General features: G+C 66.2%; 15 protein-coding genes. 9 read left to right on the top strand and 6 right to left on the bottom strand.

The genetic code is table 11. The features are described from left to right. Positions 1–161: 161 nt before the first annotated feature. On the bottom strand, positions 162–575 hold the full coding sequence (locus tag K1X74_17960; GenBank protein ID MBX7168227.1) for a hypothetical protein: 414 nt from the start codon (positions 573–575) through the stop codon (positions 162–164). Between the two features lie 439 nt (positions 576–1,014). On the opposite strand from K1X74_17960, the gene K1X74_17955 reads away from it, so the two are divergent. From K1X74_17955 to rraA, 6 genes are all read left to right on the top strand, one after another. Then, positions 1,015–1,821: an enoyl-CoA hydratase/isomerase family protein gene (locus K1X74_17955; protein ID MBX7168226.1), complete on the top strand. Its 807-nt coding sequence runs from the start codon at positions 1,015–1,017 to the stop codon at positions 1,819–1,821. A 123-nt stretch (positions 1,822–1,944) separates the two neighbouring features. Further along, on the top strand, positions 1,945–2,184 hold the full coding sequence (locus tag K1X74_17950; GenBank protein MBX7168225.1) for a zf-HC2 domain-containing protein: 240 nt from the start codon (positions 1,945–1,947) through the stop codon (positions 2,182–2,184). After that, positions 2,181–3,071 carry an alpha/beta hydrolase gene (locus K1X74_17945; protein MBX7168224.1) on the top strand — a complete coding sequence of 297 codons (891 nt, stop codon included), beginning with the start codon at positions 2,181–2,183 and terminating at the stop codon, positions 3,069–3,071. Before K1X74_17950 ends, K1X74_17945 begins: the two co-directional genes overlap by 4 nt. 320 nt (positions 3,072–3,391) lie before the next feature. After that, the gene (locus K1X74_17940) at positions 3,392–4,618 is read left to right on the top strand and encodes a glycosyltransferase (GenBank protein ID MBX7168223.1); all 1,227 of its coding nucleotides are present in this window, start codon (positions 3,392–3,394) and stop codon (positions 4,616–4,618) included. A gap of 59 nt (positions 4,619–4,677) precedes the next feature. After that, entirely contained in the window at positions 4,678–5,442 is a 765-nt protein-coding gene (locus tag K1X74_17935; protein MBX7168222.1) for a transglutaminase-like domain-containing protein, read from the top strand. Continuing rightward, a complete protein-coding gene (gene rraA, locus K1X74_17930; GenBank protein MBX7168221.1) occupies positions 5,439–5,939 on the top strand; it encodes a ribonuclease E activity regulator RraA in 501 nt (166 codons plus the stop codon). The genes K1X74_17935 and rraA overlap by 4 nt, the downstream gene beginning before the upstream one ends. Positions 5,940–5,990: 51 nt before the next feature. Here rraA and K1X74_17925 read toward each other — a convergent pair whose 3' ends face one another. Next, the gene (locus K1X74_17925) at positions 5,991–6,941 is read right to left on the bottom strand and encodes an alpha/beta hydrolase (GenBank protein MBX7168220.1); all 951 of its coding nucleotides are present in this window, start codon (positions 6,939–6,941) and stop codon (positions 5,991–5,993) included. Between the two features lie 268 nt (positions 6,942–7,209). Here K1X74_17925 and K1X74_17920 point away from each other — a divergent pair, with 268 nt between their 5' ends. Further along, on the top strand, positions 7,210–7,566 hold the full coding sequence (locus K1X74_17920; GenBank protein MBX7168219.1) for a hypothetical protein: 357 nt from the start codon (positions 7,210–7,212) through the stop codon (positions 7,564–7,566). A 39-nt stretch (positions 7,567–7,605) separates the two neighbouring features. Continuing rightward, positions 7,606–8,922, top strand: a complete 1,317-nt coding sequence (locus K1X74_17915; GenBank protein ID MBX7168218.1) for a hypothetical protein — start codon at positions 7,606–7,608, stop codon at positions 8,920–8,922. 22 nt (positions 8,923–8,944) lie between these two features. On the opposite strand, the gene K1X74_17910 is transcribed toward K1X74_17915, so the two are convergent. Next, positions 8,945–10,177, bottom strand: a complete 1,233-nt coding sequence (locus tag K1X74_17910) for an FAD-binding oxidoreductase (GenBank protein ID MBX7168217.1) — start codon at positions 10,175–10,177, stop codon at positions 8,945–8,947. Between the two features lie 20 nt (positions 10,178–10,197). Next, positions 10,198–11,436 carry an aromatic ring-hydroxylating dioxygenase subunit alpha gene (locus tag K1X74_17905; protein ID MBX7168216.1) on the bottom strand — a complete coding sequence of 413 codons (1,239 nt, stop codon included), beginning with the start codon at positions 11,434–11,436 and terminating at the stop codon, positions 10,198–10,200. A 194-nt stretch (positions 11,437–11,630) separates the two neighbouring features. On the opposite strand from K1X74_17905, the gene K1X74_17900 reads away from it, so the two are divergent. Further along, the gene (locus tag K1X74_17900) at positions 11,631–13,073 is read left to right on the top strand and encodes a sulfatase (protein MBX7168215.1); all 1,443 of its coding nucleotides are present in this window, start codon (positions 11,631–11,633) and stop codon (positions 13,071–13,073) included. Between the two features lie 44 nt (positions 13,074–13,117). On the opposite strand, the gene K1X74_17895 is transcribed toward K1X74_17900, so the two are convergent. Beyond that, on the bottom strand, positions 13,118–13,954 hold the full coding sequence (locus K1X74_17895) for an SDR family NAD(P)-dependent oxidoreductase (GenBank protein MBX7168214.1): 837 nt from the start codon (positions 13,952–13,954) through the stop codon (positions 13,118–13,120). Positions 13,955–13,978: 24 nt separating this feature from the next. Further along, positions 13,979–15,382, bottom strand: a complete 1,404-nt coding sequence (locus K1X74_17890) for an FAD-dependent oxidoreductase (protein MBX7168213.1) — start codon at positions 15,380–15,382, stop codon at positions 13,979–13,981. Between the last annotated feature and the right edge of the window lie 43 nt (positions 15,383–15,425).

The raw sequence follows: 15,425 nt of genomic DNA, 5'->3' as shown, positions 1-15,425 counted from the left end.
GCACGATTGTAGCGGAGCCGCCCCAACGTCGCGGGCCTAGGCAGGGCGTTCGCAAGCGACCCGGGCCAGGGACCGGCAACTCGCCGGCCGGGTGCCTGGGGTCGAGGCTCCGCCTGACCCCAGCTTTGCACCGTTTGAATGCTCAGGCTATGCACGGCGGACTAGGCGCCGGCAGCCGCGACCCGCGTGGGGGTGTCGAGCTGGACGTGGATCTGATCGTCGCCCGTCACGCGGAGCAGAAAGGCCCGCCCGCCGAGCACCACGCGTTTCTCGTCCTTGACGTGGAAATGGCACTTCCCCTGCGGATTGTCGATCGGGGCGAGGATCACCAGGTGACCGCCGCCCTTGACGAGCATGGTCGAGCAGGGAATCACGCCATCGACGTGCAGGCCCCAGAAGCTGTCGCCCGTGCGGGCATCGATTTCGGTCATCGTCGACGTGGGATCGACGGTGGCCACGACCGGAGCCGGGGCGACGGCGACCTCTGGCCGCGAGCCGCGCCATTGATAGCCGGCCAGCGCCGCAGTGATGCCGAAAAACAACACACCCACCGAGTAGAAAATATGCCGCTTCATGTTCCGTTCCCCACTTTTCGAGCCAGACGAGATTGCCCGGGGGCAGGCAATGAAATTATTGCGCCGACTCCGGCCCCGACAAACGCAGTCGCACTCGGACAAGGGCCTCGAGCCGCGCTCGCTGGCTCGCTGCGATGTTCGCCGCGTCGCTGCGCGACGAATGCAACGCTTTTGACGCCGAAATTGGCTGCCGACCCACCGCGCCAGTGCGCCCTCGGCGCCCCCAACGGCAGGTCAGCGGCTAGACATCCGGCGTCAACCGCCAGAAAAGCGGGCTCGGGGCTAAGTGGTCCCAAGTGTCCCGCCTGCTACTTATCTCTGTTGCCGCGCTCGACCGGGCGGTCACGTTGCCTCGTCGGCCGCCAAGGTGAGCGGCGAGCCATTTCCTGGTATGTTTGTGCGGGTGTGAACGATCCCCCCGTTCCGGGAGCAAGCTGCCGTGGATGCAGTGCTGTTCGAAAAGCGTGGGCACATCGCCCTGATCACGCTCAACCGTCCCGAGGCGCACAACGCCATCAGCCCGGAAGTCGCCGTCCGGCTGGCCGAGTACTGGCAGATCGTGCATAGCGACGCCGAAATTCGCGTGGCCATCGTCACCGGCGCCGGCGAAGGAGCCTTTTGCAGCGGCGCGGATCTCGCGCGCTTGATCCCCTTGATGACCGGCGCACGGATGCCCGAGGACGAGTGGGACGAAAAGGTGATGAGCGATCCAACGACGTCGATGCGGGCGTTGCTGCGGAACTTCGATCCGGAGAAGCCGGTGATCGCAGCGATCAACGGTTCGGCGCTCGCCGGCGGCATGGAGTTCGTGGTCGCCACCGACATTCGCGTCGCCGCCGACACGGCACAGTTCGCTTTGCGCGAAGTGGTCTGGAGCTTGTTCCCGATCGGGGGCTCGACGGTGCGCTTGCCACGGCAGATGCCGCTGGCGGCCGCCATGGAGATCATGCTCACTGGTAACCCCATCACGGCCCACAGGGCCTACGAACTGGGCTTCGTCAACCATGTCGTGCCGCGCGATCAGGTGCTGGCCAAGGCGCTGGAGATCGCCGAGACGATCGCCGCCAACGGCCCCCTGGCGGTCAAGGCGGTCCGTCAGTCGGTCAAAGCCTGCCTGGCGCTGGACGAGGAACAAGGCCTGGCCCGGGAGCTGGAGATTGGCATGCCCGTGTTTGCCACCCGCGACGCCCGCGAAGGTCCCCGGGCCTTCAAGGAAAAACGGAAGCCGAACTTCGAGGGCCGGTAAGTTTTACAAAGTGCTTCAGGTCGGGGCTGTAACGCGGCTGCGAAGAGCTGCATCGAATCTCCCAGGTACCCCGAATGAGCGGAGTCTGGCTGGGGAGAGACGGATTTCGATCAAGGTGCGTCGATGACTTGTGAGGAACTGGTCGGGTTCTTGGCCGATTACCTCGACGGTCAGCTGCCCGCTGAAACGCGCGCTCTGTTCGAGACCCATCTGGCCGTCTGCCCGCCCTGCGTCGAATTCCTGAAAAGCTACGGCCAAACCGTCCGGGTGGCCCGAGCTGCGCTCTGCGGCGAAGGTCACGCCCCCCCCACCCTGCCGGAGGACCTGGTCCAAGCGATCCTCGCCAGCCGTCCGCGACCATGAACGAGCCTTGCAGAGCCCTGTCGCCTCCCGCCGCAGCCTGGCTGGCCGCCGGGAACCGCCGCACGCTCGGGCCGCGAACGGTCTTCACCGTCGAACGGGGCTCGGGCCCGGTCGTGCTGCTGCTACATGGGTTTCCAACATCCAGCTACGACTGGCGTGGCGTGATCGACCGGCTCGACGGCAGTTACCGGTGCGTGGCGTGCGACTTCCTCGGATTCGGCCTGTCCGACAAGCCGGACGATTGCAGTTATTCGCTGTTCGATCAGGCCGACCTGGTGGAGGCGTTAGCCCGGCAATTGGGCATCGAGGCCGCGCACGTCGTCAGCCACGACATGGGCACCAGCGTGCACTGCGAGCTGCTGGCCCGTGCACAGCACGGAAAGCTCGGGTTTCGGATCGCCGCGTCGACTTTCACCAACGGCAGCATGCTGCAGTGGTTGGCGCAGATCACGCCGTTTCAAGAGCTGCTGGCCACCAACGCCACGTTGCCCCAGGCCATCGAGCTTTGTGCTGGGCCGATGGAGATGTACGTCCCGGCGCTGTTAGCCCTGATGCGGCGCCCCGAGGCCGTGTCCGAGGTGGATGCCCGGGTGATGCATGAGCTGCTCACCCATCGCGACGGGGCGCGGCGCATTCCGGCGATCGCCGGATACATGCGCGAGCGCTACGTGCATCAGGACCGCTGGCTGGGGGCGCTGGCCGTGGCCGATCCCTTGCAGTTCGTTTGGGCCGACGGCGATCCGATTGCCCATGTCGAGATGGGCCGCGAGCACGCGCGGCGCGCGCCCCAGGCACGCTACGTCGAGCTGGCCAACCTGGGGCATTTCTTGATGATCGAAGATCCCGCGGCGGTGGCCGCCGAGATCGCGCGGTTCTGGTCGGGTTGAGGCCGGGCGGCCGGTGGGGGGTTCGGCCGACTGGTTCCAAGGCAAGCGATGCGCGGAATTAGCGCCGCCAGGGGTTCGGTCGGGGCTTGCAGATGCACGCATCGGGCGAGACGGTCAAGGCGACGGCGGTCATGGCCAGGGTTCCTTGTCGGGGGTGATCGTTTCGGGGATGCTTGCCTGCATCTCCCGCTGCCGTGCGAAGCGCATGCCGGACGACGCGTGTTACAAGGCCATTACCCCTGTTCTGCACGCCGGGGTTACAATGCCGCGGGTCGTAGCGGTTTCTTCGGCCCCGACCCAGGCCCCCACGCCCGATTGCCGTGCACGTCGTCTACGTCCACCAGAATTTCCCGGCCCAATTCGGGCACATCGCGCGGTATTTGATCGCCGAACGAGGCTTTCGGTGCACCTTTGTCACCAACCGGCCGGCGGCGAAGGTCGATGGGATCGAGTTGATTCACTTCGATCCGCAGGGGGGCGCCACGCGGCAAAACCACTTCTGCACGCGGACGTTCGAAAACCACGTGGCCACGGCCCACGGCGTCTACAACGCGCTGAAGGCCCGGCGCGATATCCGGCCCGACCTGATCGTGGGGCACAGCGGCTTCGGGCCGACGATCTTTCTCCGCGAGCTGTACGACTGCCCGATCATCAACTACTTCGAGTACTTCTATCGCCCCCACGACAGCGATCTCGATTTCCGTCCGGAATTCCCGGCTGACGAGCTGACGATCCTGCGGGCCTATACGCGGAATGCGATGTTCCTGCTCGATTTGGCCAACTGCGACGCGGCCTATTCGCCGACGCGTTGGCAACAGAGCCTGTTTCCGCGCGAGTTCGCCGACAAGATCGAGGTGCTCTTCGACGGGGTCGATACGGCCGTCTGGCGGCGCCATGCCGACGCGCCGCGGGCCATCGGCGGGCGGGCCGTGCCCTTGGGGACCAAGCTCGTGACGTACGTGTCGCGAGGGTTCGAGTCGATGCGCGGCTTCGACATTTTCATGCGCGTCGCCAAGCGGATCTACGAACGCGAGCCGAACGTACTGTTCGCCGTCGTGGGTGCCGATCGCGTGGCCTACGGCGGCGACTCGAATTTCATCGAGGGAAACAGCTTTCGCGATCACGTCCTGCGGCAGGACAAGTACGACCTGTCAAAGTTCTTGTTCACCGGGTTATTGCCACCGCTCGAGCTGGCGCGGCTGCTGTCCGTGAGCGATCTGCATCTCTATCTCACGGTGCCGTTCGTGCTGTCATGGTCGCTGTTCGATGCCTTGGCCTGCGGGGCCACGGTCGTCGCTTCGGACACGGCCCCGGTCCGCGAGCTGATCACGCACCAAGAGACAGGGCTGCTGGCCGGGTTTTACGACGTCGAACAACTCGCCGCGTTGGGCCTCGACGTACTGGCCAACCCGGCGGCCCATGCGCACCTCGGCCGCAACGGTCAGGCGCTCGTGGCCGAGCAATATACGCTCGCCAAGATGCTGCCGCGGATGCTGGCGATGTACGAACGCGTGGTCCAACAGCGCCAGGCGCGCCGCCCGTCCTAAGTTCGCCCTCGGTGGGCCGAGCGTCTAAACTGCTGGCAGCCAAGCGAGAACCAACGCCTATGACTGCAGCTGAATTGTCGGCCTATCTCGAGCCCACCTGGTTCGTCAACAGCGACGACCCGGCCGTGATCGCGTTTGCCCAAGAGGCGGTCGGTGACGCGCGCGACGACACCGAGCGGGCCGTGCGGCTGTTCTATGCCGTCCGCGACGGCGTGCGCTACTCGGCCTATGGCCTCGACCTGCGGCCCGAGGCGTTTCGCGCCTCGCGCGTACTCGAAACCCGCCTGGCCTGGTGCGTGACCAAGAGCTGCCTGCTCGCGGCCACGGCCCGCGCCGTGGGGCTGCCCTGCCGATTGGGCTATGCCGACGTCCGCAACCACATTGCCACCGAAAAGCTGTTGGCGTTTATCGGCACCGACATCTTCTACTTTCACGGCTACAACGAGTTCTATCTCGATGGGCGGTGGGTGAAAGCGACCGTGGCCTTCAACCGGCAGTTGTGTGAAAAGGCCCGGCTCAAGCCGCTCGATTGGGACGGCCGCACCGATTCGCTCTACCACGAGTTCGACATCGAAGGCCGGCGCCACATGGAGTATCTCCGCGACCACGGCTCGTTTGCCGACGTACCCTACGACCGCATCCTGCAAACATTCGCCGAACGGTACCCGCTCGTGCCCCGGCCCGGGATGAAGTTCCCGGTCGATGCCTTGCAGAGCGCTGGCAACCTCGACGGCGATTTTGAGGCCGACGTGGCCCGCGAAGCCGAAGCCAAGGCCGCGGCGCTGCGCAAGTCGAACGGCACGCCGACGAGGGCCCAATCGTGAGCGCGACGCCTGGCCATCATTTCGCGACGGCCGATCTGTCCGACGAATTCGGCGATGAGGTGCAAGTGGCGGCACCGCTCCTGGTCGATTTTGGCGGCCGGCGGCGGTTTTGCGGCCTTGTCGCCACGGTCCGGTGCCCGGAGGACAACTCCTTGGTCCGCGCGGCGCTTGAGACACCCGGCGCCGGTCGCGTGCTCGTCGTCGATGGGCTCGGCTCGCGGCGCGTCGCGCTGTTGGGCGATCAGCTCGGCGAACTGGCAGTCCGCAACGGCTGGTCGGGGGTCGTGGTCTACGGCTGCGTGCGCGATACGGCGGCCCTCGCCCAGCTCGATTTGGGCGTCAAGGCGCTGGCCGCTCAGCCGCGCAAGAGCCTGAAACGCAATCACGGCGATCGCGAGGTTACGGTCAGCTTCGCCGGGGTAACCATTGCGCCCGGGGCGTGGCTGTACGCCGACGAAGACGGCATCCTCGTGGCGCCGCGACCTCTGATCGGTTAGCCAAGCGCCTGGCGACACGGTCGCGGCCAGCCAGCTAATTCCTGGCCGTGGCTATTTCCCGGAAGCGGTGTCGTCGGTCAGGTGTTCTTCGAGAAACTCGAAGACCACGCGTTTCGAGTGGTCGAGCTCGTCCCCCTGCCAGCCGTGGCCGGCACCGAAGACCAGCTCCATGCGTCCCGGTACGCCCTTCTTGGCGAGCGCGGCCGACATTTTGATCGACTGGTCGTACGGCACCAGGATGTCGTGCGTGCCTTGCAAGATCAGCGTCGGGGCGTCGTCGCGGGTCACGTACCGCACCGGCGATGCCTGCTTGTACAGCTCGGGCACCTCGTCGGGCGTGCCGCCGAGGAAATCTTCGAGGATCCGCACCTTACGGTTGACCAGCGCCGCCAGACCGGCGCCGCGGCGTTGATGCTCGAACTCGGCGACCATTTCGGCCGGCCCGAAGAAATCGACCACGGCCTGCACCCGGCTCGACTGATCGCTCCAGCCGCCAGCACCTTCGAGACCGTCTTCGCTCCCCATCGTGCCCAGCAGCAGCGCCAGGTGCCCGCCGGCCGAACCGCCCAGGCAGCCGATGCGATCGGGATCGACGCCCAGCTCCTGAGCATGGGCCCGCATCCAACGCACGGCACACTTGCAATCTTCAATCTGGGCCGGCCATTTGTGCTCGGGCGCCAGTCGATATTCGATCGTCGCGGCCACATAGCCGGCGGCCGCGCACTCCTTGGCGATGTCGGCAAAGTCGTTGCGGCCTCCCTGCGCCCAGCCGCCGCCGTGGATTAGGATCATCCCCGGGCGCGGGCCCGCGGCATCCTTCGGCTTGGCCAGATCCAACAGCAGCTTTTCGCTGCCGCCGGTGCCGAACTCGATATCGGTTTGATAGTCGATTGCAAACTCGGCGGCGCTGGCACCCTGCCCGACACTCGCAACCTGCCCGACGAACAGCAACAGGGCCGCCACAACGGCCCGAACATCCACGCTACGCACAAGCAATCGCATCACCATTTATCCCTTATCAAGCTGCCAAAGAGGGGCCCCGCCTCCGTCGCGTCAGGAGCGAGCCCATTATGATCTACTGCAACCCCGCTGTCTTTTCATGCTTACCCGAGTTGGCTCCTGCGAGTTTCAAAGGCAATCTGGGTTTCGACCTGCCGCGGTCGCCCTACCCTGCTTCTGCCGTTGGACTTCCGCAGGGGGGACCCGCATAATGGCTCGCCGCCGGAGCCGTCGGCACGCGTCAACGAGGCGATTTTCCGAGGGTCGAACAATGTCCGAGCGAGGGTTGGTCAGTAGCAGCGCGCTGGCCGTGTTGCTGTGCTGCCTGGCCGGTTGCGCCCGCCACGATGCGGCCGCACCGGAGCAGTCGGGCGGAACGGCGGAGATGGCCGACACAGCGGCCAGTGCCGACGAGATCGCCAAGGCGATCGCTCAATTGCCCGAGGCCGAACGCCCCGTGGCCACCGCGCAGCAGGCCTGCCCCGTTTCGGGCGAGCCGCTGGGCTCGATGGGCATGCCGTACAAGGTGAACGTCAAGGACCGCGACGTCTACCTCTGCTGCGAGGGTTGCGAGAAGCGGATCAAGGCGGACCCGGACAAATACCTCGCGCGGCTGCCGGCCAAATAAGCGCAAGCGACCGGTGAGCGCAATCGCAAAGGTGGCCCTGTGAGCTCTTGGCGCATCCGCTCGGTCAGCGACTGGCTCGCGCGGCAGTCGACGGCCGTTTTTTCCAGCTATGCCATTCTGGCGGCGTTCGTCACCTATTTTTGCATGTACGCCTTCCGCAAGCCGTTCGCCGCGGCCAGCTTCGAGGGCGAAACGGTCGCCGGGCTCGATCTGAAGATCGCACTGGTCATCAGCCAGACACTGGGCTACGCGATCTCGAAATACGCCGGGATTAAGTTCTGCTCCGAAGTCCGGCCCGCACGGCGCGCCGCGGCGCTGCTGCTGTTGATATGTCTGGCCGAAGTGGCGCTGGTGGCCTTTGGCCTGCTGCCAGACCGCTGGAAGTTCTTGGCCATGTTTGCCAACGGGCTGCCGCTGGGCATGGTCTGGGGAATGGTCGTCGGGTTTCTCGAGGGGCGCCGCACCTCGGAACTGCTGTTGGCCGGCCTGAGCTGCTCGTACATCCTCGCCAGCGGCGTCGTGAAAGATTCGGGCAAGGCCTTGCTCAACCACGGGGTCACGGCCAGTTGGATGCCGGCGGTAACGGGCCTGTTGTATTTTCCGCCGCTGGTGGTCGCCCTGTGGATGCTCGATCAGCTTCCGCGGCCGACGGCCGACGACGAGGCCCTGCGTTCGCATCGCCAACCGATGCACCGGCACGAGCGGTACGACTTTGTCCGAATGTTCCTGCCGGGGCTGGTGCCGCTGCTGGCCGTCTATTTTCTGCTCACCGCTTATCGTGACTTTCGCGATAACTTCGGCATCGAGATCTTCAAGGCCCTGGGCTATGCCGAGCAGCCGGCCATCTTTACCCGCACCGAGGTGCCGGTCGCATTCGGGGTGATGCTCGCGCTGGCCGCGCTGAACCTCGTGCGGAACAATCGCTGGGGGCTGATCGGCGCCTATGCGATGATGTCGGCAGGCACGCTGCTGCTGGGGGTCAGCACGCTGCTCTTGGATGCCGGTTATTTGCGCGGCGACGTCTGGATGGTGCTCGCCGGCCTCGGCTCGTATTTCGCCTATGTGCCCGTCGGCTCGATGCTGTTCGATCGCGTATTGGCGTCGACGCGCGTCGTGGGCACGGCAGTGTTTGCCATCTACCTGGCCGACGCGATCGGCTACAGCGGCTCGGTGGGCGTACTGCTCTACAAGAACTTCGGCAGCGCGCAGCTTTCGCACCTGGACCTGTTCCGCAATCTGAGCTACGTGATGGCGACGCTCGGCACCGTGGGGCTGTTGGCCAGTTGTCTGTACTTCATTCGTCGCAAGCAGCCGGGGGCCGACGCGACGCTCGCCCCGGCGCGCGCGGGCGCTTAGCGACCCGCGCAGCGCGATCGCGTCAGCAGCCTTCGATGTCGTAGTACGTCTCGTACACGGCTTGCGCGGCGCTTTGCGCGGTGTCCCAGTCCCAGGGGCGATCGAGAAACCGGTCAGGGCTCAAGCTGCGGACATACTCCGAGGGCTCGGTTGCCAGGAGCGACTCGACGAGCAGTCGCCCGATGCCGCCCGATCCGGAAATGCCGTGCGCGTTGCAGCCGCCGGCCATCACAAAGCCCGGGACGTGCCGTGTGGGCCCGATCAGGAACGCCCCGTCGGGCGTAAAGGTCGGCCACCCGCGGCCGATTCTCTGCCGCGCAAGGCCGGTTGCCGCGGGGTAGAGCGGCGCCAGGCGCCGGGCAAAATCGTCCAGCAAGGGTTCGTCCGGCACCACCTCGGGCGGCGCGCCGGCCAGCGCATATTGCCGCGGATCGTGCGCCAGGCTCGCGCGTTCCCAACCTCCGAGCAACAGCGCGTCGCCCGCCGCACGGCCATAGAGCGCGGTCTCCGGGATGCGGAAACACGGCAGTCCGGCGTGCATGCCTTGCGCCGTGAGCGAGACAAAATATTCGTGCCGCACCGGGACAATGGGCAGTTCGAGCCCAACCAGCCGGGCCACGTGGTAAGCATTCGCGCCGGCCGCATTGATGCACAGCCCGCATTCGATGCGTCCAGCGTTGGTCTCGACCGCGGCCACACGGCCGCCGACGAGCGTGATGCCGGTGACCGACGTGCCCACGACAAACCGCACGCCGTGCTGTTGGGCCTGGTGGGCGTAGGCCGCGGCCACGCACTGCGGCGTCATGTAACCGTCGCTGGGGCACCACAGAATGCTCGTGGCCGACGAAAAATCGAACACGGGACAAATCCGCTGCGCGGCCGCCGGATCGATCAATTCCGCCTCGACGCCCGCCTGGTCGGCAATCTGTTTGAGGCGGGCGAAGTGCCGGGCCGCGAGCGACGACAGCCCGATCCGCAGACTACCCACGGGGTGCCAGTCGGGCCGTACGGGGCTTTCGGCCTGCAGCCGGCGAAACACTGCGGCCGAGTGCATCGCCAGTTGCGTGCGCTCGACGCTCGCGCGAATCTGGCCGCAGAGCCCCGCGCCCTGCGAGGTCGTGGCCTGGGCCAGGCCGGCGGCGCGCTCGATTACGACCACGTCGGTCTGGCCGGCATTCGCGAGCGCGTAGGCCGCGCCGCAGCCCACGGCTCCGCCACCGACGATCACGATCTCGGCCCGCGCCGGTATGCTCATACGTGCCTCGCTGCCACGGATCAGGGGGCTTGAATCAATTGCTGGAGATACCAGCGCAGCCACGCCTCGACGTTGTACTCCTTGTACGTCGACAGCGGGCCGGGCGAGTATCCGCTCGACTGCACGCCGCGCTGTTGCAGGCGACAGATGCTCCAGTCTTCTTCCGAAGTGTTCTGCCAGAACGGCAGCAGCCGGGCGAGTTCGTAGTCGCGTCCTTCTTCGGCCGCCGCGTCGACCAGCCAGGTGACCTGTGCCCGGGTGCGCTGTCGCCCGGCGGGCAACAGGCGCGTGCTCACTGCATGATCACAACTGGCGTGCATCCAGAAGTTGGGCAACGTGCGTATCCGCAGCGTGCCGACTTCGAAATCGCGGTAATCGCCCATCAGCGGCGCTACAGGGCGGCCGTCGCCGGTCTCGGAAAGATAGCCTTCGACCAGCGGCGTGCGGTTGGCCGAGAACCAGGTCTTGCCTTCCGGATCTGGGAAATTGGTCATGCCCGACGCTTTGTGCGTCACGGCCAGCCCGTCGGCGGCCCAGCGCGCCTCGCTGCGGGCCACGGCCGCTTCGATCCGCGCGCGGATGCGCGGCGTCGTGTCGTCGGCGTTGTAATGATCGAAGTTGGCGCGGATGTACGTCGGATGATTCGCGTTGCAGTGGTAACACTCGCGATTGTTTTCCCAGACGAGCTTCCAGTTGGCGTCGATCTCGTACTCAACCTGGTGGGCGATCTTGGCGCGGTCCAGACCCTGTGGGACGGCAAGCGTGTTCAGGCACTGGCGGGCCGGGGCAAAATCGGGCGGCGTGTCGGCCAGCGAAACAAAGACCAGTCCTGCGACTTCAGCCAGATGGACGGTACGCAAGCCGTACTCGGCCCGATCGATCTCGTGCATGCCGCGGCAACTGAGCAGCTCGCCCTGGCGGCCGTAGGTCCACTGGTGATAAGGGCAGACCAGGCGTCCGACGTGTCCGTGCTCTTCGACGCAGACCAGCGAGCCGCGATGACGACAGACGTTGTAAAACGCTCGCAGCTGGCCGTCGTCGCCACGGATGATCACGATCGGGTCGTCCGCGACGGCCACGCTCAGATAGTCGCCCGGCGCAGGCAATTGCCCCGTGTAGCCGACGAAGAGCCAGCCGCGCCGCCAGATGGCTGCCAGTTCGACGGCATACACCTCATCGTCCAGGTAGAACGCCTGCGGCAGGCTGAAGCCCAGGCGGCGCGCAGCCACGAGTTCGGCGAGTCGCGGCGAAAGCGGCATGATCCCTGGCCTTCGAAGGTGCGAACTTCACGGAATCGTTTCGGCACAGTATGACGCCGTGGGCCAGGCTGTCGAGTTCCGTCGAACCCGCGTTCCATTCGGTGGCACACATTGGACGCCGGCACCGCGGGTTGTGACAATACTGCCGCTCTGGCACGAGCGTCTTGAAAACCCCGTGAACCGGCGAGGTCGAAATGCTGCGCGGCATCTTCACGAGCACGTGGATCGTCTTGACGCTGGTGACTGCGGCCGTTGCGGCTCCTGCGCCGAATGTTGTGTTCATCTACTGCGATGACCTCGGCTACGGCGATCTGGGCGTGTACGGCGCGACGGGCTACCAGACGCCCCATCTCGACCGCCTGGCCGCCGAGGGGATTCGCTTTACGCGGTTCTACACCGCGCAGCCGGTTTGTTCCGCGTCGCGCGTGGCGCTGTTGACCGGATGCTATCCGAGCCGCGTCGGCATTCACGGTGCCTTGGGTCCCCAGGCGGCGATCGGCATCCACGAACGCGAAACGACCTTGGGCGAGCTGTGCCACGCGCGCGGCTACGCCACGGGCGTGTTCGGCAAATGGCATCTGGGCCACCACCGCCCGTTCCTGCCGTTGCAGAACGGCTTCGACGAGTATTTCGGCCTGCCCTACTCGAACGACATGTGGCCGTATCATCCCGAGTTTCGCGGCCGGCGCGGCGGCTTCCCGGACCTGCCGCTGCTGGAGGGCAACGAGGCCCAGATTGCCGCGGTGACGTCCGAGGACCAGCGGCACCTGACGACCTGGTACACCGAGCACGCGGTCGACTTTATCGAGCGCCACCGCGAACAGCCGTTCTTCGTGTACCTGGCCCATTCGATGCCGCATGTGCCGCTGCACGTCAGCGACAAGTTCGCCGGCCACACCGAGCGCGGACTTTACGGCGACGTGATCGAAGAGATCGACTGGTCGGTCGGCCAGATCATGTCGACGCTCGCCCGACTCGGTCTCGACGAACGCACGCTCGTCATGTTTTCATCTGACAATGGTCCCTGGCTCAGCTACGGCGAGCACGCCGGGTCGGCCGGACCCTTGCGCGAGGGCAAAGGCACCTGCTGGGAAGGCGGCGTGCGCGAACCGTTCGTCGCGCGTTGGCCAGGCCGCATTCCGCGCGGAGCGGTCTGCGACGAGCCCGCGATGACCCTCGACATTCTGCCCACGGTCGCCGGGCTGATCGGCGCCGCGCTGCCCGAGCAACCGATCGACGGATTGGATATCTGGCCATTGATCTCCGGCCAGGCCGGGGCGCGCTCGCCCCACGAAGCGTTCTACTTCTATTTCAAGCAAAACGAGCTGCACGCGGTGCTCAGCGGCAACTGGAAGCTGTACCTGCCACACGAATACCGCTCGCTGCCGGCCGGACCCAAGGCCACCGGCGGCGTGCCGGTCCGTTATGAAAGCCGCACGCTCGAATTGCCCGAGCTGTACGACGTGGTCGCCGACATCGGCGAAACGCGCAACGTCGCCGCCGAGCAGCAGCAGGTCGTCGAGCGGCTGCTGACCTACGCCGAACGGGCCCGCGCCGAGTTGGGCGACACCTTGACCAAGCGCACCGGCAGCGGATTTCGCCCGCCAGGCCGGGTCGAGAAATCAACCGAGCGCTGATCGCGCCGGCACGCATCGCCGCAGGTTGGCGCAGCAGCGCGGCATCACTCGTTGCTTGCGCGCTGAGCGTGTTGGGCCTGCCAGCGATAAACGTGACGTGAGAGCCCCGAGAGAAATCGCTGTGGTGCCAACCGTTTGAGATACCAGCGAAAGCGACCGCTCCAAGGTGCGACGACATACAGCCGCTTGGCGCGCATCGCACGCAGGGCCTGGTCGGCCACGCCCTCGGCCGTCAGTCCGGTCTGGCCTTCGAGTTGCACCAAGAGATCGCGCCAGTGCCGTCCCGTCACGCGCAACGTATGGCTGATATTGGTGGGAAACGACGACGGACACACCACCGTCACGCCCACGCCGTGCGGGAGCAGTTGCGCGTAGAGCGTTTCCGACAACGACATCACCCCTCCCTTGGTCACATTGTAGGCCGCCGTGGGCGGCGCCGATTCGAAGGCGGCGAGCGACGCAACATTGATGATGTGGGCCCCGTGGGGATTCTGCTTGAGCCAGTCGACCAGAGTGTGGCAGCCGTAAATCGCGCTCCACAGGTTGACCTCGACGATCCAATGCCAGTCGTCCAAGGGAAATTCGCCAACTTCACCCGCAGCGCCCACGCCCGCGTTGTTGACCAGCAGATCCAACCGGGGCCACGTGGCCTCGAGCCGTGCGCGGAGCGCTGTCCATTGCCCGACCTGGGTCACGTCGAGCCGTTCGACTTGCCCCGTGCCGCCGTGCGACTCGATCAGCCGCAAGGTTTCCTCGGCCTGGGGCACGTTGATGTCGCCAATCGCGACGTGCCAGCCCGAGCGGGCCAAGCGCAGGGCAAACGCGCGACCGAGTCCGCTGGCGGCGCCGGTCACGATCGCATACTGCCTGCGCTCAGTCACGACGCGCTCTCCCCGGGGTGAGCCTTACGAGGGCCGTGGGTCGCCGAGCCAATCGACCAGCTCGTGCAAAAATTGCGTGTAGATGTCGTAGTCGACGTGGTAGTCGTCGGCCAAGCGGAACAGCTTGCCCTTGAGCGGCGGATTCGGACGCAGACGCAGCGCATTGAAGTCGGCCGCACGGCGCGGATCGCGCTGCTCGGCCAGATAGTAGGCGGCCAGCGCCTGGGCCTGTTCGACGAAGATCGGCCAGCAACAGCGCAGCCCGATCATTTCGGTCATGCACGCCAGCCCGGGTTCGATTCGGTGAAACAGGTGAAACAGCAGGTCGTCGTCGGTCGCGGCGGGCGCCGGTAAGAGGGGATAGTGCCGTGAGAACCCGGTGGCGAAGATCACCACATCGAACGGTTCGGGCGCCTGTCCCGGCGCGATAAAATGGGCCTGCCCCTCGGCAAACTCGCGGACGTTCGAGCGGACAATCACTCGGCCCTCGCGGATGGCAGCCACGATGCCGCGGTCGCTGATGGGCAGGCGATCGTTCAACCCGTAGTCGGGCCGCGCGAGCCCCAGGCGGCGAAAGCTGCCAATGGCGCGCCTCCGGGCCAACTCGAACAGACCCATCGCCAACCAGTCAGGTAACGACGTACCGTCGGCCGCCAGCTTGTCGCACGGTACGCCCCCCACAGTCGCCGGATTGATCCAGGGACTGGTGCGCACGGCCAAGACCGTGCGCTGAGCCGACCCCGAGATCTTTTCGGCGATATCCGACCCGGAGTTCCCGATACCGACGACCAGCACGCGCTGCCCGGCGAATTCCGCTGCCGTGCGATATTCGGCCGAGTGGATCACGCGCAGCCCCGCCGCGAGGGCCTGGCGGTGCAGGTCCTCGGGAATCGCGGAGCACCGCCGGTTGTGCGCACCGGTTGCCACGACGATGGCGCGAACTTCGATTTCTTCGGCCGTCTCGCGCTGCTCAGAGTGAAGACGGGCCAGCCAGGTGCCGCGAGCCGTCTTCGTGACGGCCTCGCATCGCGTGCCAAATTGGATCTCGGGCAGCAAGCCGTGGCGCTCGCCAACCGCCTGAAGATACTCGGCCACCTGCTGATGGCTTGGATAGTTCGGCCAATCCTCGGGCACGGGGTCGCCCAGATAGCTCGTATACCGGGAGGTGACCGTGTGCAGGCCTTCGTAGACCGAGCTCACAGGGTTGCGGTCGTCCCAGATACCCCCGACGTGGGTGTGGCCTTCGACGGCTCGCCAGCGGAGCCCCGCGGACTTGAGGGCCAGCATGGCCGCCAACCCCGCCGGCCCGGCGCCGACGACGAGAATGGGTAGCTGGGCGTTGGTCAGCGCTGCCGGTCGCGCGTCTGGCCCGGCTTGCGCCAGCCAGCTAGGGAACAAACCACCACGCTGGCGCGACCGCCGCAACATGATCATCGCTACCGGGACTGTACGGGCCGCGTCCCTGGCGTAG

This window comes from Pirellulales bacterium, from assembly GCA_019694435.1.
GTDB lineage: Bacteria > Planctomycetota > Planctomycetia > Pirellulales > JAEUIK01 > JAIBBZ01.
Note: the sequence above shows the minus strand (reverse complement) of the source record. Positions and strands in the feature narration are given on the sequence as shown.

Bases quoted from the DNA above. Each gene is read 5' to 3' on its own strand.
- K1X74_17900 (MBX7168215.1), top strand. From the start codon at position 11,631: ATGCTGCGCGGCATCTTCACGAGCACGTGGATCGTCTTGACGCTGGTG.
- K1X74_17910 (MBX7168217.1), bottom strand. From the start codon at position 10,177: ATGAGCATACCGGCGCGGGCCGAGATCGTGATCGTCGGTGGCGGAGCC.
- K1X74_17960 (MBX7168227.1), bottom strand. From the start codon at position 575: ATGAAGCGGCATATTTTCTACTCGGTGGGTGTGTTGTTTTTCGGCATC.
- K1X74_17945 (MBX7168224.1), top strand. From the start codon at position 2,181: ATGAACGAGCCTTGCAGAGCCCTGTCGCCTCCCGCCGCAGCCTGGCTG.
- K1X74_17935 (MBX7168222.1), top strand. From the start codon at position 4,678: ATGACTGCAGCTGAATTGTCGGCCTATCTCGAGCCCACCTGGTTCGTC.
- K1X74_17890 (MBX7168213.1), bottom strand. From the start codon at position 15,382: ATGTTGCGGCGGTCGCGCCAGCGTGGTGGTTTGTTCCCTAGCTGGCTG.
- K1X74_17925 (MBX7168220.1), bottom strand. From the start codon at position 6,941: ATGCGATTGCTTGTGCGTAGCGTGGATGTTCGGGCCGTTGTGGCGGCC.
- K1X74_17905 (MBX7168216.1), bottom strand. From the start codon at position 11,436: ATGCCGCTTTCGCCGCGACTCGCCGAACTCGTGGCTGCGCGCCGCCTG.
- K1X74_17950 (MBX7168225.1), top strand. From the start codon at position 1,945: ATGACTTGTGAGGAACTGGTCGGGTTCTTGGCCGATTACCTCGACGGT.
- K1X74_17920 (MBX7168219.1), top strand. From the start codon at position 7,210: ATGTCCGAGCGAGGGTTGGTCAGTAGCAGCGCGCTGGCCGTGTTGCTG.